26 protein-coding genes and 1 tRNA gene are annotated in these 24074 nt (G+C 60.7%); all 27 read left to right on the top strand.

Annotated features, from left to right (window positions below; translation table 11 throughout):
• Positions 1-8: 8 nt before the first annotated feature.
• Complete coding sequence (locus tag CLU91_RS08430; protein WP_100873797.1) at positions 9-305, top strand: hypothetical protein; 297 nt, start codon at positions 9-11, stop codon at positions 303-305.
• A gap of 119 nt (positions 306-424) precedes the next feature.
• Positions 425-2380, top strand: coding sequence for a methyl-accepting chemotaxis protein (locus tag CLU91_RS08425; protein WP_198521286.1), 1956 nt, complete (start codon positions 425-427; stop codon positions 2378-2380).
• Between the two features lie 154 nt (positions 2381-2534).
• Positions 2535-2744, top strand: coding sequence for a hypothetical protein (locus tag CLU91_RS08420; RefSeq protein ID WP_100873796.1), 210 nt, complete (start codon positions 2535-2537; stop codon positions 2742-2744).
• A gap of 121 nt (positions 2745-2865) precedes the next feature.
• Positions 2866-3627 carry a GIN domain-containing protein gene (locus CLU91_RS08415; protein ID WP_100876637.1) on the top strand — a complete coding sequence of 254 codons (762 nt, stop codon included), beginning with the start codon at positions 2866-2868 and terminating at the stop codon, positions 3625-3627.
• A gap of 62 nt (positions 3628-3689) precedes the next feature.
• A complete protein-coding gene (locus CLU91_RS08410) occupies positions 3690-4298 on the top strand; it encodes a tetratricopeptide repeat protein (protein ID WP_100873795.1) in 609 nt (202 codons plus the stop codon).
• A 70-nt stretch (positions 4299-4368) separates the two neighbouring features.
• A complete protein-coding gene (locus CLU91_RS08405; protein ID WP_100873794.1) occupies positions 4369-5349 on the top strand; it encodes an NAD(P)H-quinone oxidoreductase in 981 nt (326 codons plus the stop codon).
• Between the two features lie 72 nt (positions 5350-5421).
• Positions 5422-6171: a triose-phosphate isomerase gene (gene tpiA / locus CLU91_RS08400; RefSeq protein WP_100873793.1), complete on the top strand. Its 750-nt coding sequence runs from the start codon at positions 5422-5424 to the stop codon at positions 6169-6171.
• 28 nt (positions 6172-6199) lie between these two features.
• A complete protein-coding gene (gene secG, locus CLU91_RS08395; RefSeq protein ID WP_035820525.1) occupies positions 6200-6601 on the top strand; it encodes a preprotein translocase subunit SecG in 402 nt (133 codons plus the stop codon).
• Between the two features lie 202 nt (positions 6602-6803).
• Positions 6804-6888 (top strand) — tRNA-Leu (locus CLU91_RS08390).
• Between the two features lie 177 nt (positions 6889-7065).
• The gene (locus CLU91_RS08385) at positions 7066-7425 is read left to right on the top strand and encodes an NADH-quinone oxidoreductase subunit A (RefSeq protein ID WP_071076971.1); all 360 of its coding nucleotides are present in this window, start codon (positions 7066-7068) and stop codon (positions 7423-7425) included.
• Positions 7426-7428: 3 nt separating this feature from the next.
• Positions 7429-7905, top strand: a complete 477-nt coding sequence (locus CLU91_RS08380) for a NuoB/complex I 20 kDa subunit family protein (RefSeq protein ID WP_010399733.1) — start codon at positions 7429-7431, stop codon at positions 7903-7905.
• A gap of 17 nt (positions 7906-7922) precedes the next feature.
• Entirely contained in the window at positions 7923-8516 is a 594-nt protein-coding gene (locus CLU91_RS08375) for an NADH-quinone oxidoreductase subunit C (protein ID WP_100873792.1), read from the top strand.
• Positions 8516-9769 (top strand): NADH-quinone oxidoreductase subunit D, encoded by a 1254-nt coding sequence (locus tag CLU91_RS08370; protein ID WP_034749992.1) that lies wholly within the window; start codon positions 8516-8518, stop codon positions 9767-9769. Before CLU91_RS08375 ends, CLU91_RS08370 begins: the two co-directional genes overlap by 1 nt.
• A 12-nt stretch (positions 9770-9781) precedes the next feature.
• On the top strand, positions 9782-10261 hold the full coding sequence (gene nuoE, locus CLU91_RS08365) for an NADH-quinone oxidoreductase subunit NuoE (RefSeq protein WP_071076360.1): 480 nt from the start codon (positions 9782-9784) through the stop codon (positions 10259-10261).
• Entirely contained in the window at positions 10258-11553 is a 1296-nt protein-coding gene (gene nuoF, locus CLU91_RS08360; protein WP_010399729.1) for an NADH-quinone oxidoreductase subunit NuoF, read from the top strand. The genes nuoE and nuoF overlap by 4 nt, the downstream gene beginning before the upstream one ends.
• 22 nt (positions 11554-11575) lie before the next feature.
• Positions 11576-13909, top strand: a complete 2334-nt coding sequence (gene nuoG, locus CLU91_RS08355) for an NADH-quinone oxidoreductase subunit NuoG (RefSeq protein ID WP_100873791.1) — start codon at positions 11576-11578, stop codon at positions 13907-13909.
• Positions 13909-14991: an NADH-quinone oxidoreductase subunit NuoH gene (nuoH, locus tag CLU91_RS08350; RefSeq protein WP_100873790.1), complete on the top strand. Its 1083-nt coding sequence runs from the start codon at positions 13909-13911 to the stop codon at positions 14989-14991. The genes nuoG and nuoH overlap by 1 nt, the downstream gene beginning before the upstream one ends.
• 14 nt (positions 14992-15005) lie before the next feature.
• Complete coding sequence (gene nuoI / locus CLU91_RS08345) at positions 15006-15494, top strand: NADH-quinone oxidoreductase subunit NuoI (protein ID WP_010399726.1); 489 nt, start codon at positions 15006-15008, stop codon at positions 15492-15494.
• A gap of 65 nt (positions 15495-15559) precedes the next feature.
• Complete coding sequence (locus tag CLU91_RS08340) at positions 15560-16192, top strand: NADH-quinone oxidoreductase subunit J (RefSeq protein ID WP_071076364.1); 633 nt, start codon at positions 15560-15562, stop codon at positions 16190-16192.
• A complete protein-coding gene (gene nuoK, locus CLU91_RS08335) occupies positions 16189-16497 on the top strand; it encodes an NADH-quinone oxidoreductase subunit NuoK (RefSeq protein ID WP_010399724.1) in 309 nt (102 codons plus the stop codon). Before CLU91_RS08340 ends, nuoK begins: the two co-directional genes overlap by 4 nt.
• Before the next feature lie 46 nt (positions 16498-16543).
• Positions 16544-18643: an NADH-quinone oxidoreductase subunit L gene (gene nuoL / locus CLU91_RS08330; protein ID WP_100873789.1), complete on the top strand. Its 2100-nt coding sequence runs from the start codon at positions 16544-16546 to the stop codon at positions 18641-18643.
• A 29-nt stretch (positions 18644-18672) separates the two neighbouring features.
• Positions 18673-20172 carry an NADH-quinone oxidoreductase subunit M gene (locus CLU91_RS08325; RefSeq protein WP_100873788.1) on the top strand — a complete coding sequence of 500 codons (1500 nt, stop codon included), beginning with the start codon at positions 18673-18675 and terminating at the stop codon, positions 20170-20172.
• Between the two features lie 16 nt (positions 20173-20188).
• Positions 20189-21691 carry an NADH-quinone oxidoreductase subunit NuoN gene (gene nuoN, locus CLU91_RS08320; RefSeq protein WP_100873787.1) on the top strand — a complete coding sequence of 501 codons (1503 nt, stop codon included), beginning with the start codon at positions 20189-20191 and terminating at the stop codon, positions 21689-21691.
• 3 nt (positions 21692-21694) lie between these two features.
• Positions 21695-22018 carry a DUF2818 family protein gene (locus CLU91_RS08315; protein WP_070288753.1) on the top strand — a complete coding sequence of 108 codons (324 nt, stop codon included), beginning with the start codon at positions 21695-21697 and terminating at the stop codon, positions 22016-22018.
• A gap of 58 nt (positions 22019-22076) precedes the next feature.
• A complete protein-coding gene (locus CLU91_RS08310; protein WP_100873786.1) occupies positions 22077-22634 on the top strand; it encodes an NUDIX domain-containing protein in 558 nt (185 codons plus the stop codon).
• 8 nt (positions 22635-22642) lie between these two features.
• Positions 22643-23338, top strand: coding sequence for a hypothetical protein (locus CLU91_RS08305; RefSeq protein WP_198521285.1), 696 nt, complete (start codon positions 22643-22645; stop codon positions 23336-23338).
• Between the two features lie 12 nt (positions 23339-23350).
• Positions 23351-24061 carry a 2-C-methyl-D-erythritol 4-phosphate cytidylyltransferase gene (gene ispD / locus CLU91_RS08300; protein ID WP_100873784.1) on the top strand — a complete coding sequence of 237 codons (711 nt, stop codon included), beginning with the start codon at positions 23351-23353 and terminating at the stop codon, positions 24059-24061.
• The last annotated feature ends 13 nt before the right edge of the window (positions 24062-24074 follow it).

Below are 24074 nucleotides of genomic sequence, written 5' to 3'. Positions count from 1 at the left end.
GAGCGATGATGGATCAACAGCGTTTGCAGGCGCGTGCCGCCGAACTGGAACAGTTGCTGGCCCGCCTGGCGGGCGCCGATACGGAAGTGGCCGACCTGCGCAGCGCGCTCGAGCCGCTGCTGGCCCTGGCGGGCAGCGGGGGCTTGAGCGCACCGCTGCCATGGGGCGATATCCCTGGCGGGCGCTACTTTAGCGAAGGCAGTCTGCGCCGCTACCCTGAGCTGGAGCAGGCGTTTGCCCGCTTCCGCATTGAGGCGACGGGTGGCGACTCGCCGGCCTTGCGCAAGCTGCGCGGCGAGACATGAACTATATGGTATCAATTGTTGTTTATGGGTAATTGACTGTTAGTATTGCTTGACGACAAAATCTTATTCCCCGACCATGGTGCATCCCTCCCGATTTTCTCTTTTTTATTGGATGCTCCATGTTGTCCTCCCTTAAGGCGCGGCTGATCGCCATCGCCGTTTCCATCGTCGTGCTGGCCATGCTGGCTGTGGCCATCGCCAATTTCTTCACTACGCGCTCCAGCACCCTGGCGGCGCTCGACACGCAGATGCTGCAGTTGTCGCACAGCCACGCGCAAGCCATCGCTGAATGGCTGCGTTCCAAGCAAGCGGTCGTCGCTTCGCTCAAGCAGGGCGCCACGGCGGCCGATCCGTTGCCGGCCCTGAAGGCGGCCGAGCAGGCCGGTACCTTCGACATGGCGTATATCGGCTTTGCCGATAAGCACGCCGTCTTTTCGCAGGAGCGCAAGCGCGCCGCCGACTATGATCCCACGGCGCGCCCTTGGTACAAGCTGGCGTCCGAAGTGGGCGGCCCCATCATTACGGCGCCGTATATCGGCGCCAGCACGGGCAAGCTGGTGGTGACGTTTGCCGAGCCGCTGGGCGGCAAGGGCAGCGTGACGGGCGTGATGGCGGCCGACGTGATGATGGATGCGGTGGTGCAAAACGTCGCCTCGATCAAGCCGACGGCGTCCAGCTATGCTTTCCTCGTCGATGGCGGCGGCAAGATCATCGCTCACCCGGACGGCAAGCTGACCCTGAAACCGCTGGCTGAGCTGGACCCTGGCCTGAGCGCGCAGGCGCTGGCCGATATCGAAAAGAGCGGCGACGGCGCCACCATTCGCCTCGGCGAGCGTAACGGCATCTTGCATGTAAGTAAAGTGCCGGGCAGCGACTGGCTGCTGGCGACCGTGCTCGACCGCGCCGAAGCGACGCAAGCCCTGAGTTCCATGCTGCGCGCCTCGGCCCTGACGGCCTTGCTCGTGCTGGCCCTGGCCGCCACGGTCTTGAGCGTGCTGGTGGCGCGCGCCTTGCGCCGCCTGGGCGTGGTGCGCGATGCCATGGAAGCGATCGCCACGGGCGATGGCGACCTGACCAGCCGCCTCGACGCGGAAGGTACGGACGAGCTGGCGCAGATCGCCAAGGCGTTCAACTTGTTCGTGGAAAAGATCGCCACCGTGCTGGTGCAGATCCGCAGCATCAGCACCCTGGTGCGCAGCGAATCGGCCGACATTGCCGCCGGTAATGCCGACCTGTCGTCGCGCACGGAAGCGCAGGCGGGCGCGCTGGAAGAAACAGCCAGCTCGATGGATGAGCTGACCTCGACCGTCAAGCAGAATGCGGAAAACGCGCACGCGGCCAATGAGCTGGCCGTGTCCGCCTCGGAAGTGGCGGCCAAGGGCGGCCGCGTGGTGCAGCAGGTGGTCGGTACGATGGCGGGCATCCAGGAAAGCTCGCGCAAGATCGTCGACATCATCGGCGTGATCGACGGCATCGCTTTCCAGACGAACATCCTGGCCCTGAACGCGGCCGTCGAGGCGGCGCGCGCGGGCGAGCAGGGCAGGGGTTTTGCCGTGGTGGCGTCCGAAGTGCGCAGCCTGGCGCAACGCTCCGCAGGCGCGGCGAAGGAAATCAAGGAATTGATCGGCGACTCGGTGGAAAAAGTCGATGCGGGCGGGCGCCTCGTCAATGAAGCGGGCCAGACCATGGATCAGGTGGTGGCCTCGGTGCAGCAATTGACGACCATCATGAGCGAGATCACCGTGGCCAGCCGCGAACAGAGCGCCGGCATCGGCGAGATCAATACGGCCGTCACGCACATGGATACCATGACGCAGCAAAACGCGGCTCTCGTCGAGCAAGCGGCCGCTGCCGCGGAAAGCTTGCAGGAGCAGGCCGTGGACCTGGCGCAAGCCGTCGGCATGTTCCGCTTGGGCGATACGCCTGCGGCAGCGCCGGCATCCGCGCCGGTGGCGCGCCTCAAGGCGAAGCCAGCCGTTCGTGTCCTTGCGCCGCGTGCGCCGGTCCACGCGCCATCGCCGGCCAAGCCCGTCAAGGCGGCCAAGTCCGGCGCCGACGAATGGGAAGAGTTTTAAGAAGACTCTTAGCGATCTGCACGTTCATCCGCGTTTTTGTCAGGCCAGCCTGCCAAAAGCGCAGTTCGTCGCAATCGGCGTGTTGGCCGGGGGCGGTATGGCTATAGTGACACCATACCGCAAGCCCACTGCCAGACACCCGAGGAGAACCAACATGAACGTCGCTAAAAACATGGAAGTCATTGCCGTTGCCGTCGCCATCGTGCTCGGCGCCGGCTGCTACGCCATCGCCCCGGCCGCTCCGGCCCTGCAAGTGGCCAGCTCCACGGCCACCGTGGCCGCGCCAGCGAACAAGGCTGACATGCACGTGGTGGTGGTCAAGGCCAAGCGCCTGAGCGCTGCCGAAAAAGCCCGTTTCGCCTGATTGATTGTCAGCCCGATTGTCAGCCCTTTTCTGCGCTGCTACAGTGGTGGTCAATGGCAATGCGGGCAAGCCCCACGAGGGCGCCGCGACACATAAAAACAAGATACCGAGGATGCTCTACATGAAAAAGATACTGCAACTGGCGCTGCTGTTCCTGGCGACTTTTGGCCTGGTGCGCGGCGTGGCGGCCGAGACCCGCTTGCTGGAAATGCGCAACGTCGACGCCCGCGTGGTACGCGTCAAGCTCGACGGCGTGATGGAAGTGCGCATTCGCCAGGGCAACGTGGCGTCCTTGAGCATCACGGCCGACAAGCGCTACATCGCCGATGTCAGCACGGCGCAAAGCGGCGACACCCTGCACATCGAAACGGAAGTACGGGGCTTCAAGCTCGGCCCTTCGTCGATCCGCGCCGACCTGGTTCTGCCGAATTTGCGCGAAGTCAGTTCGGAAGGCTTTGGCAGCACGGACATCACGGGTTTCAAGGGTGAGGAACTGACCCTGTCGCTGGAAGGGGCGGGCAGCATCAAGCTGGTGGGCGACTACCGCAAGCTCAATGCCAGCCTGGGCGGCGTGGGCAGCATGCAAATATGGATAGGCAACAATGAGCGGGCCGAGCTGGACTTGCAGGGCGCCGGCTCGGTGGTGCTGGGCGGACGCGGGCGCATCCTGAAAGCCAGCCTGGGCGGCCTGGGTAGCCTGAATGCGCAGCAATTCGAAGCGGATGCCGTGAACCTGGAATTGAGCGGCCTCGGCAATGCCACGGTGAATGCCCATACGAATGCCAGGCTGAACCTGAGCGGACTCGGTTCCGTGGTGGTGTACGGCAAGCCGGCCAACCGCGATGTCAGCGTCGAGGGCCTGGGCAAAGTCAGCTGGAAGTAAAAGCATCCTGCCGCAGGCCTTCGGCAGGACAAGAATAAGTAGTCAGACCACATCCCATTCCGATGAAAAAACTGATCATTACATTACTCATGCTGTTGACGATACAGCTACCCGCGCGGGCTGGTTTCGCCGAAGGCGCCAGCGCCTACAACAACAAGAATTACGTGCTCGCCTACAAGGAAATCCTGCCACTGGCCAAGACCGGTAGCGCCGATGCCCAGCATTTGCTGGGCTTGATGTACTACATGGGACGGGGTTTGCCGCAGGATTACAAGCAAGCCATGTTCTGGCACCGCAAGGCGGCCGAGCAGGGCAAGGCCGATGCACAGTACGTCGTGGGCGCCATGTATTACACGGGCAACGCCGTGCTGCAGGACCACAAGCAGGCCGTCGGCTGGTTCCGCAAGGCGGCCGAGCAGAACCATGCGGAGGCGCAGCAGGTGCTGGGCCTGATGTACCGCTACCACATGGGCGGCGTGCAGCAGGACAACGTCATCGCCTACATGCTGTGGAACCTGGCGGCCGCGAATGGCAACGCGAATGCGGCCGACCAGCGCGCCGCCGTGGTGCGCAAGATGACGCATGAGCAAGTCGAGGAAGGGCAAGCCCTGTCGGCCAAATGGAAGCCGGGCACGCCCTTGCCGCGCCAGTCGAAGACGGGTGGCGCCTAGGGCGGGAGGCTCCCTGCAAGGGTGGACGGCTTGGCGTACAATCGCCGTTTTCCCTTGAAAGAGTCCCGCCATGCGTGCAGTTGCCATCAGCCAGCCAGGTCCCGCCGACGTTTTGCAGATCACCGAGCGTTCCGTTCCCGCCTTCAAAGCCGGTGAGCTGCTGATCAAGGTGCACGCGGCCGGCATCAACCGTCCCGACGTGCTGCAGCGCCTGGGCAAGTATGCGCCGCCAGCGGGCGCATCCGACTTGCCGGGCCTGGAAGTGGCGGGCGAAGTCGTCGATGGCGATTTCAGCAATACTGAATTCAAAAAAGGCGACCTGGTCTGCGCGCTGGTGCAGGGTGGCGGCTATGCCGAATACTGCGCCGCGCCCGCCGGGCAGTGCCTGCCCTTGCCGCAAGGCTTGACGGCGCTGGAAGGCGCCTCCTTGCCGGAAAACTTCTTTACCGTGTGGAGCAATGTCTTCGACCGCTGCGCGCTGGCCGATGGTGAAACGTTATTGGTGCAGGGCGGCACGTCCGGCATCGGCGTGACGGCCATTCAATTGGCGGCCGCGCTCGGTCATCGCGTCTTCGCCACGGCCGGCAGCGACGAAAAGGCGCGCGCCTGCGAAGCGCTGGGCGCCGAACGGGGTATCAATTACCGCACGGAAGATTTCGTTGCCGTCGTCAAGGAATTGACCGATGGCAAGGGCGTCGACGTCATCCTCGACATGGTGGGCGGCGACTACCTGCCGCGCGAGATCAGCTGCCTGGCCGACGACGGCCGCATCGGCCTGATCGCCGTGCAGGGCGGCACCAGGACGGAGCTGGACCTGGGCACCTTGCTGCGCCGCCGCCTGACGGTGACGGGTTCCACCTTGCGTCCCCGTTCGGTCGCCTTCAAGGCGGCCATCGCGCAGCACTTGCGCACGACCGTCTGGCCGCTGATCGAGGCGGGCAAGATCAAGCCTGTCATCTATCAGACTTTCCCGTTGGAAAAAGCCAACGAGGCGCATGCCTTGATGGAAGCGAGCACGCACGTGGGCAAGATCATGTTGCAAGTTGTTTGAAACGGGGCGCTGCCGGTTTGACCGGCATCGGTGCCGGGGTTAGAATGACGGGTTATTAGAATTTAGGCTACTATGCGTCGCAAACTCGTCGTCGGAAATTGGAAAATGAACGGCAGTCGCACCTCGAACGCGGTGTTATTGTCTGAAATAGTGGCTGGCCTGGCTGCCTCCGGCGCCGCCAGCGCCGTCTGTGTGCCCGCGCCATATCTGGCGCAGTGCCAGGCGCAATTGGCAGGCACGGCTCTCGGCTGGGGTGCGCAAGATGTTTCCGCGCATGCCAGCGGTGCCTACACGGGAGAAATCTCGGTTGCCATGCTGCAGGATTTCGGCTGCGGCTATGTGGTGATCGGGCATTCCGAGCGCCGCGCCTACCATGGCGAGAGCGATGCGCAGGTGGCGGCCAAGACGGTTGCCGCGCTGGCGGCGGGCATTGCGCCTATCGTCTGCATCGGCGAAACGCTGGCGCAGCGCGAAGCGGGTCAGACCGACGCAGTGGTGGCGCAGCAGCTGGGCGCCGTGCTGGCGGCGATTTCCGCCGACGACGTGGCGAGACTGGTGCTGGCCTATGAGCCGGTCTGGGCCATTGGTACGGGCAAGACGGCCACGCCGCAAATGGCGCAGGACGTGCACCAGGTGTTGCGCGCCCAGCTGGCGGCAAAGAATGCGGTAGCGGCGGCCGGCGTGCAGATCCTGTACGGCGGCAGCATGAAGCCGGAGAACGCAAAAGAATTGATGGCGATGCCGGATATCGATGGCGGTCTGATCGGTGGAGCGGCATTGAAGGCGGCGGATTTCCTGGCGATTATTCACGCCGCTGATTGAATTAATTTAAACTAAGAATGGAATTGCAATGAACATGATGTTCAATCTGGTAGTGGTAGTACAGGTTATCTCGGCTTTGTCGATTATCGCGCTGGTGTTGCTGCAGCACGGCAAGGGCGCCGACATGGGTGCCGCCTTCGGTTCGGGCGCCTCGGGCAGCCTGTTTGGTGCGACGGGTTCGTCGAACTTCATGTCGAAGTCGACGGGCGTTGCCGCCGCGATCTTCTTCGGCGCCACCCTGGCCCTGTCGCTGATGGCCAATCAGCGCGCCACCACGGTCGGCGGCGGCGTGATGGACAAAGTCGTCAAGCCAGTGCCGGTCACCGGCGCGGGCGCGATCCCGACGACGGTGCCTGCAGCTCCGGCCGCCAGCGCTCCGGCAGCGGCGGCACCGGTTGCCAGCACCCCGGCCGGCGCGATTCCGAAGTAATTTGGTATTTACTGAGTAATAACTCGACACCTCATCGAGAGTAGTTCTCATTACGGGCAGATTATTGCTCAATGTTTTGGCAGCGCGGCAGGAAAAAATCGTGGCGCGCTGGAAGATGTAAAAATTTATCGTTTTTATCTGTGTTTTGATGCATTTGTGCATTAACTTTAGCGGCAAAGCAGAGTAGAATACGGGCCTTACCGCCGACGTGGTGAAATTGGTAGACACGCTATCTTGAGGGGGTAGTGGCGCAAGCTGTACGAGTTCGAGTCTCGTCGTCGGCACCAGAAATCAGAAGCCAGCAACGGCGCACGGGCCATGGCTCGTACAAAGTTGCTGGCTTTTTTTACGAGGATGTGTCGTTCGATCCTGGTCTTAGCTTTGATTGGGGTCGTGCGTTAGATACGCTGCAAATGATCGCAGTGTCCTCATTTAACCGATCGTTCAATATAAGCTCATCAATCGTGAACCTCGAAAATTACTTCCCCGTCCTGCTGTTCATTATTATCGGCCTTGGTGTCGGTATCGCTCCCCAGCTCCTGGGGCGCCTGTTAGGCCCTCACAAGCCTGACGCAGCAAAACTCTCCCCGTACGAATGTGGCTTTGAAGCATTCGAAGACGCGCGCATGAAATTCGATGTGCGCTACTATCTGGTCGCAATCCTGTTTATTTTGTTCGATCTGGAAACGGCATTCTTTTTCCCATGGGGCGTTGCAATGCGCGACCTGGGCTGGGCCGGTTTCGTCACGATGATGGTGTTCATCGCTGAATTCGTGGTCGGATTTTGGTACATTTGGAAGAAAGGTGCCCTTGACTGGGAATAAGCCATGGCTATTGAAGGCGTATTAAGCGAAGGTTTCATCACCACCTCGGCCGACAAGCTGATCAACTGGGCGCGCACCGGGTCTATGTTCCCGATGACGTTCGGTCTGGCCTGCTGTGCGGTCGAAATGATGCATGTGGGCGCAGCCCGCTACGATATGGACCGTTTCGGCGTCGTGTTTCGTCCGTCGCCGCGTCAGTCCGACGTCATGATCGTTGCCGGCACCCTGTGCAACAAGATGGCGCCGGCCCTGCGTAAGGTCTACGACCAGATGGCAGAGCCACGCTGGGTCATCTCGATGGGTTCCTGCGCCAATGGCGGCGGGTACTACCATTACTCCTATTCCGTGGTGCGCGGGTGCGACCGCATCGTGCCCGTCGACGTGTATGTGCCTGGCTGTCCTCCGACCGCTGAAGCCTTGCTGTACGGCATCATGCAGTTGCAGAACAAGATCAAGCGTACCAGCACGATCGCACGCTAACCGGGCCGCTTCAGATTATGACAACACATTTAGAAGTATTGCAAAACGCCCTCGGCACTGCCCTGGGCGATCGCGTTAGCACGACGGTTGCACTGGGCGAAGTTACCCTGGTCGTCAAGGCCGAGGACTACCTGGCCGTGATGCTGACCTTGCGCGACGATCCGACCCTGCATTTCGAGCAAATGCTCGACCTGTGCGGCGTCGACTACTCGACCTATGGCGACGGTAGCTGGGATGGTCTGCGTTTCGCGGCCGTCTCGCACTTGCTGTCGGTCAAGCACAACTGGCGCGTGCGCGTGCGCGTGTTCGCACCGGACGACGACATGCCGCTGCTGCCCTCCGTGGTGAGCATCTGGCGCGCCGTCAACTGGTACGAGCGCGAAGCATTCGACCTGCTGGGCATCCTCTTCGAAGGCCACAACGACTTGCGCCGCCTGCTGACCGACTACGGTTTCATCGGCCATCCGTTCCGCAAGGATTTCCCCGTCTCCGGCTATGTCGAGATGCGTTACGATCCGGAACAAAAGCGCGTGATTTACCAGCCCGTGACGATCGAGCCGCGGGAAAACGTGCCGCGCGTGATCCGCGAAGAACATTACGGGATGAAATAATGGCTGAGATTAAGAACTACACCCTGAACTTTGGGCCGCAGCATCCGGCCGCGCACGGTGTGCTGCGCCTGGTGCTGGAGATGGATGGCGAAGTCATCCAGCGCGCCGACCCGCATATCGGCCTGCTGCATCGCGCCACCGAAAAGCTGGCCGAACAGAAGACCTATTTGCAATCCGTGCCGTACATGGACCGTCTCGACTATGTGTCGATGATGTGCAATGAACATGCGTACGTGATGGCCATCGAAAAGATGCTGGGCCTGGAAGTGCCGCTGCGCGCGCAATACATCCGCGTCATGTTCGACGAGATGACGCGCATCCTGAACCACCTGATGTGGCTCGGCACCCACGCGCTGGACGTTGGCGCCATGGGCCCGTTCCTGTATTGCTTCCGCGACCGCGAAGACTTGTTCGACGCCTACGAGGCAGTCTCGGGCGCGCGCATGCACGCGGCCTACTACCGTCCGGGCGGCGTGTACCGCGACCTGCCGGACGCGATGCCGCAGCACAAGGCCTCGATCATCCGCAACGCCAAGGCCATCGGCAAACTCAATGAAAACCGCCAGGGTTCGCTGCTGGACTTCATCGAAGACTTCGCGCGCCGTTTCCCGAACTCGGTGGACGAGTACGAGACGCTGTTGACCGACAACCGTATCTGGAAACAGCGCACGGTTGGCATCGGCGTGGTTTCGCCGGAAGATGCGCTGGCCATGGGCTTTACGGGCGCCATGCTGCGCGGCTCGGGCGTGCAGTGGGATTTGCGCAAGAAACAGCCGTACGAAGTGTACGACCTGATGGATTTCGACATTCCTATCGGCACCAACGGCGATTGCTACGACCGCTACCTGGTCCGCGTGGAAGAGCTGCGCCAGTCGAACCGCATCATCAAGCAATGCGTGGAGTGGCTGCGCAACAATGAAGGTCCTGTCATGACCAGCAACCGCAAGGTGGCGCCTCCGGGCCGCGTCGACATGAAGACCAACATGGAGTCCTTGATTCACCACTTCAAGCTGTTTACGGAAGGTTTCCACGTGCCGCCAGGCGAGGCCTACAGCGCAGTGGAGCATCCGAAGGGCGAGTTCGGCGTGTACCTGGTGTCCGATGGCGCCAACAAGCCGTACCGCATGAAACTGCGCGCGCCAGACTACGCCCACTTGCAGTCGCTCGACGAAATGGCGCGTGGGCACATGCTTGCCGACGCCGTGACCATCATCGGGACGCAAGACATCGTGTTCGGCAGTATTGACCGCTAAGAGGCAAAAAGTATGTTGTTATCAGAGCAATGCTATAAGAAAATTGACCGCGAGCTGGCCAAGTACCCGGCCGACCAGCGTCAGTCGGCCGTCATGGCCGCGCTGGCCCATGCCCAGGATGAACTGGGCTGGCTGGCGCCGGACACCATGAAGGAACTGGCCGATTACATCGGCATGCCGGCGATTGCCGTGCAGGAAGTGGCCACGTTCTACAATATGTACAACGTGAAACCCGTGGGCAAGCACAAGATCACCGTGTGCACCAACCTGCCATGCGCCCTGTCGGGCGGCGTGCGCGCTGCAGAGTACCTGAAGCAGAAACTGGGCATCGATTTCCGCGAAACCACCGCAGACGGCCAGTTCACCCTGGTTGAAGGCGAGTGCATGGGTGCTTGCGGCGATGCGCCGGTCTTGCTGGTCAGTAATAAAACCATGTGCAGCTGGATGTCGAACGAGAAGATCGACGCCATGCTGGAGGAACTCAAGAAATGACGTCACTCCACAACCGCCATATCGATCCATTGATCCTGAAGGATCTGGATGGCAAGAACTGGCATTTGCAAGATTATGTGAACCGCGGCGGCTATAGCGCCCTGCGGCGTATCCTGGAAGAGAAAATCACGCCGGAACAGATCATCGCCGACCTCAAGGCGTCGTCCTTGCGCGGCCGTGGCGGCGCGGGTTTCCCGACCGGCCTGAAGTGGAGCTTCATGCCGCGCCAGTTCCCGGGCCAGAAATACCTCGTCTGCAATACAGATGAAGGCGAGCCGGGTACTTTCAAGGACCGCGACATCATTCGTTACAATCCCCATGCGCTGATCGAAGGCATGGCTATTGGCGCTTATGCGATGGGCATCACCGTGGGCTACAACTATATCCACGGTGAAATCTTCCAGGAATACCTGCGTTTCGAAGAAGCGCTGGAAGAGGCGCGCGCCGCCGGTTTCCTCGGTGACAAGATCATGGGCAGCGAGTTCTCGTTCCAGTTGCACGCGCACCATGGTTATGGCGCCTACATCTGCGGCGAAGAAACGGCCCTGCTCGAATCGCTGGAAGGCAAGAAAGGCCAGCCGCGCTTCAAGCCGCCTTTCCCTGCCTCGTTTGGCCTGTACGGCAAGCCGACGACGATCAACAACACGGAAACCTTCGCGGCCGTGCCTTTCGTGCTGAACATCGGTCCAGAGAAATACCTGGCGATGGGCAAGCCGAACAACGGCGGTTCGAAGATCTTCTCGATCTCGGGCGACGTGGAAAAACCGGGCAACTATGAAGTACCGCTCGGCACCCCGTTTGCAACCCTGCTGGAACTGGCAGGCGGCATGCGCGGTGGCAAAAAGATCAAGGCCGTGATTCCTGGCGGCTCGTCCGCGCCGGTGATCCGCGGCGACATCATGATGCAGACCGACCTGGACTACGACTCGATCGCGAAAGCCGGTTCGATGCTGGGTTCGGGCGCCGTCATCGTGATGGACGAAACACGCTGCATGGTGAAGGCGCTGGAGCGCCTGTCCTACTTCTATTTTGAAGAATCGTGCGGCCAGTGTACGCCTTGCCGTGAAGGCACAGGCTGGATGTACCGCATGGTGCACCGCATCGAGCAGGGGCAGGGTCGTCCAGACGACCTGGACATGCTCAACTCGATCGCCGACAACATCCAGGGCCGCACCATTTGCGCGCTGGGCGATGCGGCTGCCATGCCGGTACGGGCCTTCATTAAGAATTTCCGTGAAGAATTTGAATATCATATCGAGCACAAGCATTGCTTAGTGCCCGCATATATCTAAGCTGCGTCAGGTAACGATCACCATGGTTGAAATCGAAATAGACGGCAAAAAAGTCGAAGTCCCTGCTGGTAGCATGGTGATGGACGCCGCCAACAAATTGGGAACCTACATTCCGCACTTCTGCTATCACAAGAAATTGTCGATCGCAGCGAACTGCCGCATGTGCCTGGTCGAAGTGGAAAAGGCGCCCAAGCCTTTGCCCGCTTGTGCGACCCCGGTCAGTGCCGGCATGATCGTGCGCTCCGCCAGCGATAAAGCTGTGCAGGCGCAAAAGTCGGTCATGGAATTCTTGCTGATTAACCACCCGCTCGATTGCCCTATCTGCGATCAGGGCGGCGAATGCCAGTTGCAAGACTTGGCAGTGGGCTACGGCAAGAGCGAATCGCGCTACAAGGAAGACAAGCGCGTTGTGACGCCGAAGGAAGCCGGTCCGCTGGTTTCCATGCAAGAGATGTCGCGCTGCATCCAGTGCACCCGTTGCGTACGCTTTGGCCAGGAAGTGGCCGGCGTGATGGAGCTGGGCATGATCGGCCGCGGCGAACACTCGGAAATCGTGTCCTTCGTCGGCCAGTCGGTCGACTCGGAACTGTCGGGCAACATGATCGACCTGTGCCCGGTTGGCGCACTGACCTCGAAGCCGTTCCGCTACAGCGCCCGTACGTGGGAACTGTCGCGCCGCAAATCGGTCAGCCCGCATGACGGCCTCGGTACGAACCTGATCGTGCAAGTGAAAGCTGGCAAGGTCAAGCGCGTATTGCCGCTGGAAAACGAAGCCGTCAACGAGTGCTGGATCTCGGACAAGGACCGTTTCTCGTATGAAGCGCTGGACAGCTTTGACCGCCTGACGACCCCGATGCTGAAACAAGGCAACGAGTGGAAAGAAGTCGATTGGCAAACGGCGCTGGAATACGTGGCGCACGGTTTGAAAAACATCAAGCACGAGCATGGCGCTGACGCCATCGCCGCGCTGGCCACCCCGCATTCGACCGTCGAAGAGCTGGTCCTGCTGCAAAAAGTCGCCCACGGTCTCGGTACCGAGCACGTCGACTTCCGCCTGCGCCAGACCGACTTCGCGCTCGACGCGAACGTCAAGCCATGGCTGGGCATGCCGATCAGCGAATTTGGCCAGATCAAGCGCGCCTTCGTCATCGGCTCGTTCCTGCGCAAGGATCACCCATTGCTGGCCACGCGTTTGCGCGCGTCCGTCAAGGGCGGCGCCAAGCTGTCGATCCTGCACGCCTCGGACGATGATCAACTGATCACCATCGCCAACAAGATGATCGCAGCGCCAGGCGATTGGCTGGCGGCCTTGTCGGAAGTGGTCGTCGCTGTTGCCAAAGCCAAAGAAATTGCCGCGCCAGCCGGTTTTGAAGCAGTTGTTGCTTCGGACGTGGCAGTGGCCATCGCCGCGAGCCTGATGGCCGGCGACCATGGTGCCGTGCTGCTGGGTAACGCGGCAACGCAACACCCGCAAGCGTCGCAACTGCACGCTGCCGCGCAATGGATCGCCGAACAGACGGGCGCCAAGCTCGGCTACCTGACGGAAGCGGCCAACACGGTTGGCGCGCACCTGGTCGCCAAGCCGCGCACGAATGTGCAAGCTGCCTTTGCCGTGCCGAAAAAAGCCTACGTGCTGCTGCACGCCGAGCCGGAACTCGATGCCGCCAATCCACAAGCGGCCCGCGCCGCCCTCGATGGCGCCGACATGGTCGTGGCCATGTCCGCCTTCAAGCACGGCATGGAGTACGCCGATGTCTTGCTGCCGATCGCGCCGTTCGCTGAAACCTCGGGCACCTTCGTCAACTGCGAAGGCCGCGCGCAAAGCTTCAACGGCACCGTCAAACCGCTGGCCGATACCCGTCCAGCCTGGAAAGTGCTGCGCGTCCTGGGCAACATCCTGGGCCTGGCCGGTTTCGACTACGACACCTCCGAAGCGATCCGCGACGAAGCGTTCGGTGCCGGCGTGACCGATCTGTCGGCACAGCTGAACAACATCGCCAAGAACGCGCCGGAAGCGGCAAGCTACGCACCGGCGTCGCCTGCGCTGCAACGCATCGCCGACGTGCCGATCTACTTCGCCGACGCGCTGGTACGCCGCTCCGAACCGTTGCAACGCACGGTCGATGGCGCCGCGCCGCAAGCGCACCTGTCCCTGGCGCTGGCTGAAAAGCTGGGCATCAAGGCGGGCGACAAGGTCAAAGTGGCGCAAGGCTCCGGCAGCGCCATCCTGGTGGCGGCCATTCACGCCGGCCTGCCAGCCAATGTGGTCAAAGTGTCGGCGGCGCATGCCTCGACGGCTGGCCTGGGCGGCATGTTCGGTGACATCACAGTTGAAACAGCAGAGGGGAAAATCTGATGGCTCTGCCTGAATTTGTAAACGTCATCAACAGCAGTGGCCAGGATTTGCTGGGCGGCTCGTGGCCGTTCTTCTGGACCCTGATCAAGATACTGTGTGTGCTGTTGCCGCTGATGGGCCTGGTTGCCTACCTGACCTTGTGGGAACGCAAGCTGATCGGCTGGATCCAGATCCGCGTCGGCCCGAACCGCGTGGGACCATTGGGCTTGCTGCAGCCGATCGCCGATGCGCTGAAACTCTTGTTCAAAGAGATCATCATCCCGTCCAAGGCCGCCAAAGGCCTGTTCGTGATCGGCCCGATCATGACCATCATGCCGGCCCTGGCCGCCTGGTCGGTCGTGCCGTTCGGTCCGCAAGCCGTGCTGGCCAACGTCAACGCGGGCTTGCTGATGCTGCTGGCGATTACCTCGATGGAAGTCTACGGCATCATCATCGCCGGCTGGGCCTCGAACTCGAAGTACTCGTTCATGGGCGCCATGCGCGCTTCGGCGCAGATGATTTCGTATGAAATCCCGATGGGCTTCGTGATGGTCATCGTGCTGATGGTCTCGGGCAGCCTGAACTTCATCGACATCGTCGGCGGCCAGCAAATCGGCTTCTTCGCTGACAAGGGCGTGAACTTCCTGTCGTGGAACTGGCTGCCGCTGCTGCCGATGTTCGTCATCTACCTGGTATCGGGCCTGGCTGAAGCCAACCGCCATCCGTTCGACGTCGTCGAAGGCGAGTCGGAAATCGTCGCCGGCCACATGGTCGAGTACTCGGGCATGGCCTACGCCATGTTCATGCTGGCCGAATACGCCAACATGATCCTGATCGCCGCGCTGGCTTCGCTCATGTTCCTCGGTGGCTGGTCCGCACCATTTGCTTTCCTTGAGTTCTGGGGTGGTTTCGGCGGCTTCTTCTGGCTGTTCGCGAAAACCTTCTTCATCGTCTCGGTGTTCATCTGGGTGCGCGGTACTTTCCCACGCTACCGTTATGACCAGATCATGCGCCTGGGCTGGAAAGTGTTTATCCCGTTGACGCTGGTCTACCTGGTCTTCGTCGCTGCCTGGATGCAGACATCCTGGAATATTTGGAAGTAAGAGAGTGCATACGAATGGATAAGGTAAAAGATTTCTTCAGCAGCCTCTTGTTAGGCGAGCTGATCAAGGGCATGGCGCTGACAGGCAAGTACATGTTTTCGCGCAAGATCACGGTGCAATTCCCGGAAGAGAAGACACCGATCTCGCCGCGTTTCCGTGGCTTGCACGCGCTGCGCCGCTACCCGAACGGCGAGGAACGTTGCATCGCCTGCAAACTGTGCGAAGCGGTTTGCCCGGCGATGGCCATCACGATCGAATCGGAACAGCGTGACGACGGCTCGCGCCGCACCACGCGTTACGATATTGACTTGACCAAGTGCATCTTCTGCGGTTTCTGCGAAGAGTCCTGCCCGGTCGATTCGATCGTCGAGACGCAAATCCTGGAATACCACGGCGAGAAACGCGGGGATTTGTATTACACGAAAGAGATGTTGCTGGCCGTGGGTGATCGTTATGAAAATGACATCGCCGCTGCGCGCGCCGCCGACGCACCTTATCGCTGATGGATGCGCCGTAGCCAATGGCTGCGGCGCGCCCCTCGTTCATCTGTACGTCTATTGGGTTTTTTATGGACTTTAAAACAATTTTGTTTTACGCCTTCGCGCTGATCTTGATTCTGGCAGCGACGCGCGTCATCACGGCCCGTAATCCGGTCCACGCAGTACTGTTCCTGGTACTGTCCTTCTTCTCCGCAGCGGGCATCTGGATGCTGCTGCAAGCTGAATTCCTGGCCATCGTGCTGGTATTGGTGTATGTCGGCGCCGTGATGGTGCTGTTCCTCTTCGTGGTCATGATGCTCGATATCAATATCGACCGCATGCGCGAAGGCTTCTGGGGCTATCTGCCTTTGTCGGTGACGGTGGGCGTGATCATCGTGCTGGAAATGGCCGCCGTCCTGTGGCACGGTTTCCGCAACTTTACGCCTAGCATCGCGCCGGTCAACGTCAACCTGGGCGGCACCAAGGAACTGGGCTTGCTGATCTACACGGAATATGTGTTCGCCTTCGAGATCGCTGCCGTCGTGCTGCTGGTGGCTATCGTTGCCGCGGTTGCACTGACCCTGCGCAAACGCAAGGACACCAAGCATTTTGCTCCGGGCGATGCCGTGCGCGTCAAGCGCAACGACCGCCTGAAGATCATCAAGATGGACGCGGTGGTCGAGCGTCCTGCGGCTGAGCCGGAAGTTAAGGAGGCACCATGACATTATCGCTCACACATTTTTTGGTCCTGGGCGCGATCCTGTTCGCAATCTCGATCGTCGGTATTTTCCTGAACCGCAAGAACATCATCGTATTGCTGATGGCAATCGAATTGATGCTGCTGGCGGTGAATATGAATTTCATCGCGTTCTCCCATTTCATGGGCGACGCGGCCGGTCAGATCTTCGTTTTCTTCATCCTGACGGTTGCCGCCGCTGAGTCGGCTATCGGTCTGGCTATTCTGGTGGTGATGTTCCGTAATCTGGATACCATCAACGTCGAAGACCTGGACAGCCTCAAAGGCTGATGTTTTTCAGACTCGATCTCTCGAATAATAACGATTAAGGTTCATCATGGCGGGGCAACTCCTCAACCCTAACCTCCTTCTTGCCGTACCGCTGGCGCCGCTGGCCGGTGCCGCGATTGCAGGCTTGCTTGGCACCCAGTTCCTGGGTAATTTGGTCGGACGCAAGACGTCGCATACCGCGACGATCCTGGGCGTACTGATTGCGTTCATCCTGTCCGTGCAGACACTGCTGGCAGTGATGGATGGCGCGACATTCAACGGCACGATCTATAACTGGATGACGATCGGCACCCTGAAGATGGAAGTGGGCTTCCAGATCGATTCGCTGTCGGCGATGATGATGTGCGTGGTCACTTTTGTTTCTCTGATGGTGCACATCTACACGATCGGCTACATGAAGGACGACGAAGGCTACAACCGCTTCTTCGCCTACATCTCGCTGTTCACGTTCTCGATGCTGATGCTGGTCATGGCCAACAACTTCCTGCAACTGTTCTTCGGTTGGGAAGCCGTGGGCCTGGTCTCTTACCTCTTGATCGGTTTCTGGTACCAGCGTCCGACGGCCATCGTGGCCAACATGAAGGCTTTCCTTGTCAACCGCGTGGGCGACTTCGGCTTCATTCTCGGTATCGGCCTGCTGCTGGCCTACGCCGGCACCATGAACTACCAGGAAGTGTTCGCCAAAAAAGACGAACTGGCGCTGTTGAGCCTTCCAGGTACCGACTGGGCCCTGCTGACCGTCGCCTGCATCTGCCTGTTCATCGGCGCGATGGGCAAGTCGGCGCAGTTCCCGCTGCACGTGTGGCTGCCTGACTCGATGGAAGGTCCTACCCCGATCTCGGCACTGATCCACGCCGCGACGATGGTGACGGCCGGTATCTTCATGGTTTCGCGCATGTCGCCGCTGTTCGAACTGTCCGACACGGCGCTGTCCTTCATCCTGGTGATCGGCTCCATCACGGCGCTGTTCATGGGTTTCCTGGGCATCATCCAGAACGACATCAAGCGCGTCGTCGCTTACTCGACCCTGTCGCAGCTCGGTTACATGACCGTGGCGCTGGGTTCGTCCGCGTACTCCGTGGCCGTGTTCCACCTGATGACGCACGCCTTCTTCAAGGCACTGCTGTTCCTGGGCGCCGGTTCCGTCATCATCGGCATGCACCATGACCAGGACATTCGCAACATGGGCGGCCTGCGCAAGTACATGCCGATCACCTGGATCACGTCACTGGTCGGTTCGCTGGCCCTGATCGGCACGCCGCTGTTCTCCGGTTTCTACTCGAAAGACAGCATCATCGAAGCCGTCGAAGCGACGCACATCTGGGGTGCTGGCTTTGCCCAGTTCGCCGTGCTGGCTGGCGTGTTCGTCACCGCCTTCTATTCGTTCCGCATGTATTTCCTCGTCTTCCATGGCAAGGAACGTTTCGGCCAGGCGCATGCGCACGGCCATGACGACCATCACGCACCGAAAGCGGCCCATGGCGCGCACGGCGATGCACATGACGACCATCATGAAGAAGACGAAGACGACCACGCGCACCACGGTCTGGAACCTGGTCAGAAGCCGCATGAATCCCCATTCGTCGTCTGGTTCCCGCTGGTGATGCTGGCGATTCCTTCGCTGCTGATCGGTTACCTGACGATCGGCCCGATGCTGCATGGCGATTTCTTCAAGGGCGTGATTTTTGTGGGCGAAAACCATCCAGCAATGGAAGAGTTGTCGCATGAATTCCACGGCGCGATGGCGATGGCGATCCACGGCCTGTCGACGGCACCGTTCTGGCTGGCATTGTCCGGCGTGGTGGCAGCCTACTACTGCTACATGGTCAACCCGCGTGTACCAGCCTGGTTCTTTGCCAAGTTCCACGCGATCCACACCCTGCTGGACAACAAGTACTACATGGACAAGTTCAATGAAGTCGTGTTCGCCGGCGGTGCCCGCTTGCTGGGTAATGGCCTGTGGAACTTCGGTGACAAGAAGCTGATCGATGGCCTGCTGGTCAACGGTAGCGCCAAGGTCGTCGCCTGGCTGTCCTCGCTGTCGCGAGTGTTGCAGACCGGCTACATCTATCACTATGCATTCGTGATGATCCTGGGCGTGCTGGGCTTCCTGATCTATTTCCTGCCATTCTGGCCCGCTAAGTAAGCTGACCTGATAAAAGAATACTGAGAACCATGATGCAGTCTACGATTTCTACACTACCTCCTTACCTGAGTCTGTCGATCTGGGTGCCGATCATTTGCGGCGTCCTGATCCTGGCTCTTGGCCGTGACAGCAAAGCGGGCTTTACCCGCTGGCTGTCGCTGGCTGGCGCCGTGCTCAGCATGCTGTGCACCTTGCCGCTGATCCAGCATTTCGACAACGCCGCACACGGCATGCAATTCGTCGAAAAAGCACCGTGGATAGCAACCTTCAATATCTGGTACTCGCTGGGTATCGACGGCCTGTCGCTGTGGTTCGTGCCACTGACGGCGTTCATCACGGTCATCGTCGTCATTTCGGCCTGGCAAGTGATCGAGAAGCGCATCGCCCAGTACATGGGATCGTTCCTGATCCTGTCGGGCCTGATGATCGGCGTGTTCTGCGCGCTGGACGGCTTGCTGTTCTACTTCTTCTTTGAAGCAACCCTGATCCCGATGTTCATCATCATCGGCATCTGGGGCGGCTCGAACCGCGTGTACGCGTCGTTCAAGTTCTTCCTGTACACCTTCTTCGGTTCGCTGCTGACCCTCGTTGCCATCATCTACCTGCGCAATGTGTCGGGCACCTTCGACATCCTGGCCTGGCATGCGTTCAAGCTGACGATGAACGAGCAGATCTTCATCTTCCTGGCCTTCCTGATGGCGTTTGCCGTCAAGGTGCCGATGTTCCCCGTCCACACGTGGTTGCCCGACGTCCACGTGGAAGCGCCTACCGGTGGTTCCGCCGTGCTGGCCGCCATCATGCTGAAACTGGGCGCCTACGGCTTCCTGCGTTTTTCGCTGCCGATCACGCCGGATGCCAGCCACTACCTGTCGGGCTTCATGATCGCCTTGTCGCTGATCGCCGTCATCTACATCGGTCTGGTTGCCCTGGTGCAAACCGACATGAAAAAACTGGTCGCCTATTCGTCGATCGCGCACATGGGTTTCGTCACCCTGGGCTTCTTCATGTTCAACGACATCTCGGTACAGGGCGGTATCGTGCAGATGGTCTCGCACGGCTTCATCTCCGGCGCGATGTTCCTGTGCATCGGCGTGCTGTATGACCGCATGCATACCCGCAACATCGCCGACTACGGCGGCGTCGTGAACCGCATGCCGAAATTTGCCGCCTTCTTCGTGCTGTTCTCGATGGCCAACTGCGGCTTGCCAGCCACGTCCGGTTTCGTCGGCGAGTTCATGGTGATCCTGGGCGCGGTGCAATACAACTTCTGGATCGGTCTGCTGGCTGCAACGGCACTGATCTGGGGCGCGGCGTACTCGCTGTGGATGGCCAAGCGCGTGGTGTTCGGCAAGATCAAGAACAAGCATGTGGCCGAACTGACCGACATCAACAAACGTGAATTCTTCATGCTTGCCGTGCTGGCCATCGCCGTGCTCGTGATGGGTCTGTACCCAGCCCCGTTCACCGACACGATGCAAACTTCGGTTGCTGACCTGCTGCAGCATGTCGCCACCAGCAAGTTGCCTTAAATAGAAGACCGATAACATGACTAATGCACCTAATCTGGTACCGCTGTACGCGGAAATCTTTCTGCTGATCGCCACGTCGGCGCTCTTGCTGATCGATATGTTCTTGCCTGCGGCGAAGCGTTCGATCACCTATGCGCTGTCCTTGCTGACCCTGGCCGGCTGCGCCTTGCTGACCGTGGGCGACTTCAACGCGGGCACCACCGTCTACACGTTCCATAATATGTTCGTGTCGGACCCGATGTCGCAGCTGCTGAAACTGTTCTCGTACGGCGCCGTGGCGCTGACCCTGATCTACTCGCGTGCCTACGCTACCGACCGCAACATGCTGTCGGGTAACCTGGGCGGCGAGTTCTACGTGCTGGCCCTGTTTGCACTGCTGGGCCAGATGATCATGATCTCGGCCAACAACTTCCTGATCATCTACCTGGGTCTGGAACTGATGTCGCTGTCGCTGTACGCGCTGATCGCTCTGCGCCGTGACAATGCCAAGGCCACGGAAGCGGCCATGAAATACTTCATCCTGGGCGCGCTGGCTTCCGGTTTCATGTTGTACGGTATCTCGATGCTGTACGGCGCCTCCGGCACGCTGGACCTGGGCGAACTGCGCGTAGCGCTGGAAAACAGCAAGACCAACGGCACCATCATGGTCTTCGGCCTGGTGTTCCTCGTCGCTGGCCTGGCCTTCAAACTGGGCGTCGTGCCATTCCACATGTGGGTGCCTGACGTGTATCAAGGTTCGCCAACGGCCGTGACCCTGCTGCTGGGCGGCGCGCCGAAACTGGCCGCGTTTGCCATCACCCTGCGCTTGCTGGGCGAGGGCTTGCTGCCGATGGCACATGACTGGCAGCAAATGCTGCTGGTACTGGCCGTGATGTCGCTGGCCATCGGTAACTTCACCGCCATCGCGCAAACGAACCTGAAGCGCATGTTGGCGTACTCGACCATCGCGCAAATGGGCTTCGTCCTGCTGGGTCTGCTGTCCGGTACCGTCGACGCACCGAACAACACCCTGAACGCGGCTGGCGCAGCCACCGCCTATGGCGCTTCGATGTACTACGTCATCACCTACGTGTTCACTACCCTGGGTACCTTTGGCGTGATCATGTTGTTGGCACGTAATGGTTTTGAAGCAGAAGAATTGGCCGACTTCAAGGGCCTGGGCAAACGCAGCCCGATCTTCGCCTTGGTGATGACCCTGTTCATGTTCTCGCTGGCCGGCGTGCCGCCACTGATGGGCTTCATGGCCAAGTACTCGGTGCTCGCTTCCGTGCTGGCCACGGGCCAGCTGTGGCTGACCATCGCCGCCGTGCTGTTCTCGCTGATCGGCGCCTTCTACTACCTGCGCGTCGTGAAGATGATGTGGTTCGACGAGCCTCTGGACTCCAACGCACTGGTGGTGCATGGCGACATGCGCGTCGTGCTGGCACTGAACGGCGTGTTGGTGCTGGCCCTCGGTGTGATGCCTGAAGGCATCCTGGCGGCTTGCGCTTCGGCCATCACCAAGACCCTGGCGTCCTGACCGATGGATGTCACCGCTTCGAGCTGGCTGGTGATCGCCCTGGGTATCCTGGGCGCCAACCTGCCTTTCCTGAACGAGAAGCTGTTTGCCGCCGTGCCCCTGAAAAAGGCGGCGCAGGCGGAGCAGGGCTGGCGCAAGCCGCTGGCGCTGCGCCTGCTGGAGATGGTGATTCTGTATTTCATCGTCGGCGCCGTGGCGTTCGCGCTCGAAGCGCGCATCGGCAACGGCTTCCCGCAGACGTGGGAGTTCTATGCCATCACCGGATGCCTGTTCCTGGTGCTGGCTTTCCCAGGTTTCGTGACTCGTTATCTGCGTAAGCGCCGCTAGGCACCATCCTCCGAAAGCGGCGCCTCTGGCGCCGTTTTTTATTGAATAAAGGAATCCCATGGATACGAATCTGACTGAAACCAAGGTGGACGGCGAGCTCGTCTACCAGGGCGGCTTCCTGCGCGTGCAACGCGACCGCGTGACTCTGCCGGACGGCAAGATCACGGCGCGCGAATTCATCCTGCACCCGGGCGCCGTCGTCATCCTGCCGCTGCTCGACGATGGCACGGTGCTGATGGAACGCCAGTACCGCTATCCGCTGGACCGTGTCTTCATTGAATTCCCGGCCGGCAAGATCGATGCGGGCGAATCGCACCTGGCGTGCGCCCAGCGCGAGTTGCTGGAAGAAACGGGCTACACGGCCAGCGACTGGCAATTCGTCTCCACCATCCATAACGCCATCGCGTACTCCGACGAGCACCTGGAACTGTTTCTGGCGCGCGGCCTCGTGGCCGGCGAACGCCGCCTGGACGAGGGCGAATTCCTGGAGACATTTACGGCCACCGTGCCGCAGCTGCTGGACTGGGTCAAGGATGGCACGATCACGGACGTGAAAACCGTCATCGGCATCTTCTGGCTCGACAAGATCACCAGCGGCGCCTGGCAAGCGGCTTGATCTTGCGCATGCGCACGGCAATCTTCCTGCTGCTTGCCTGTGCCACCCTGGGTGCACAGGCGCAGGCGCGCACGCCGTTCCAGGTGCGCTGCGAAGACACGATCAGCAAGACGGTGTCCGTGCTGACGGCGCAGCAGAACGGTTACAGCATCGATACGCATCTGCCGTACAAGGCGCTGACGGTAATGAAAGGAATGGCGCGCGCCAATACCTGGGTACTGGGCTTGACGAAGACCGATTCGCGCGTGGCCATCGCCCTGGCCGGCCCCATGCTGCAAGATGCGGCCAGCGGCTATGAATGCGTGGCGCCGCAGATTACCGTGACCCTCACGTATGCGCCCGTGGTGATCTATATCGGCCGTGAATTTGCTCCCGGCACTTGCGCGTATGATGAGATACTCGCGCACGAACTGCGGCACATGAAGACCTATATGGAACATTTGCCGCGCGTGGAAAAGACCGTGCGCGCAGCGCTGGCCAAACGCTTCGAGGCGCGCCCCCTGTACGCGCCCAGCGGCACGGCCAAGGCGGCGCTGGCGCGCGAGATCGACACGGGCTGGTTGCCGTACATCAAGGCTGAAATGCGCAAGGTGGAAACCTTGCAGGCGGCCATTGATTCTCCACAAGAATATGCGCGCCTGGGCAAGGCGTGCAAAGGCGAGATCCAGAACATCCTGGCGGGCAAGGCAGCGCCCGCCAACTAGACAAGGAATGGCATGACAGCAGCACCGAACACCGTCCGTTACTTTGCGCTGATCCCCGCCGCCGGCGTGGGCGCGCGCATGGAAGCGGGCAGCCCCAAGCAATACCTGCCCATTGCCGGCAAGCCCATGCTGCGCCACGCCGTGGACGCCTTTCTCGCCAGTCCCCTGATCGCGCATACGTACATCGTCGTCAGCGCCGAGGATGGCCAGATCGATGGCGCAGTGCCGCAAGGGAACAACAGCGGCGTGACTGTACTGCGCTGCGGCGGCGCCACGCGCATGGAAACGACCTTGAATGGCCTGCAGGCGCTGCATGGCAGCATCGCTGCCCACGACCAGGTGCTGGTGCACGATGCGGCGCGTCCCGGCCTGACGCCGGCGCTGATCGCAAAGCTCATTACCGAAGTCGCAGAACATCCGGCCGGCGGCTTGCTGGCCTTGCCCGTGGTCGACACCGTCAAGCGGGCGGGGCCGGACAGCCTGTCGGCGCAGACGGTGCCGCGCGACGGCCTGTGGCTGGCGCAGACGCCGCAAATGTTCAGCTATGCCTTGCTGCAGCGGGCCCTGTCGCAAGCACCCGATCCGCAAGCGATTACCGACGACGCCAGCGCCGTCGAAGCGCTGGGCCTGGCGCCCAGACTGGTCGAAGGCCACCCGCGCAACCTGAAGGTGACCTTGCCACGCGACATACACACGGCCGAGCTGTACTTGGCTAATCCTTGAATTCCAGAGAGAC

Source organism: Janthinobacterium sp. 64 (assembly GCF_002813325.1).
GTDB lineage: Bacteria > Pseudomonadota > Gammaproteobacteria > Burkholderiales > Burkholderiaceae_D > Janthinobacterium.
Note: the sequence above shows the minus strand (reverse complement) of the source record. Positions and strands in the feature narration are given on the sequence as shown.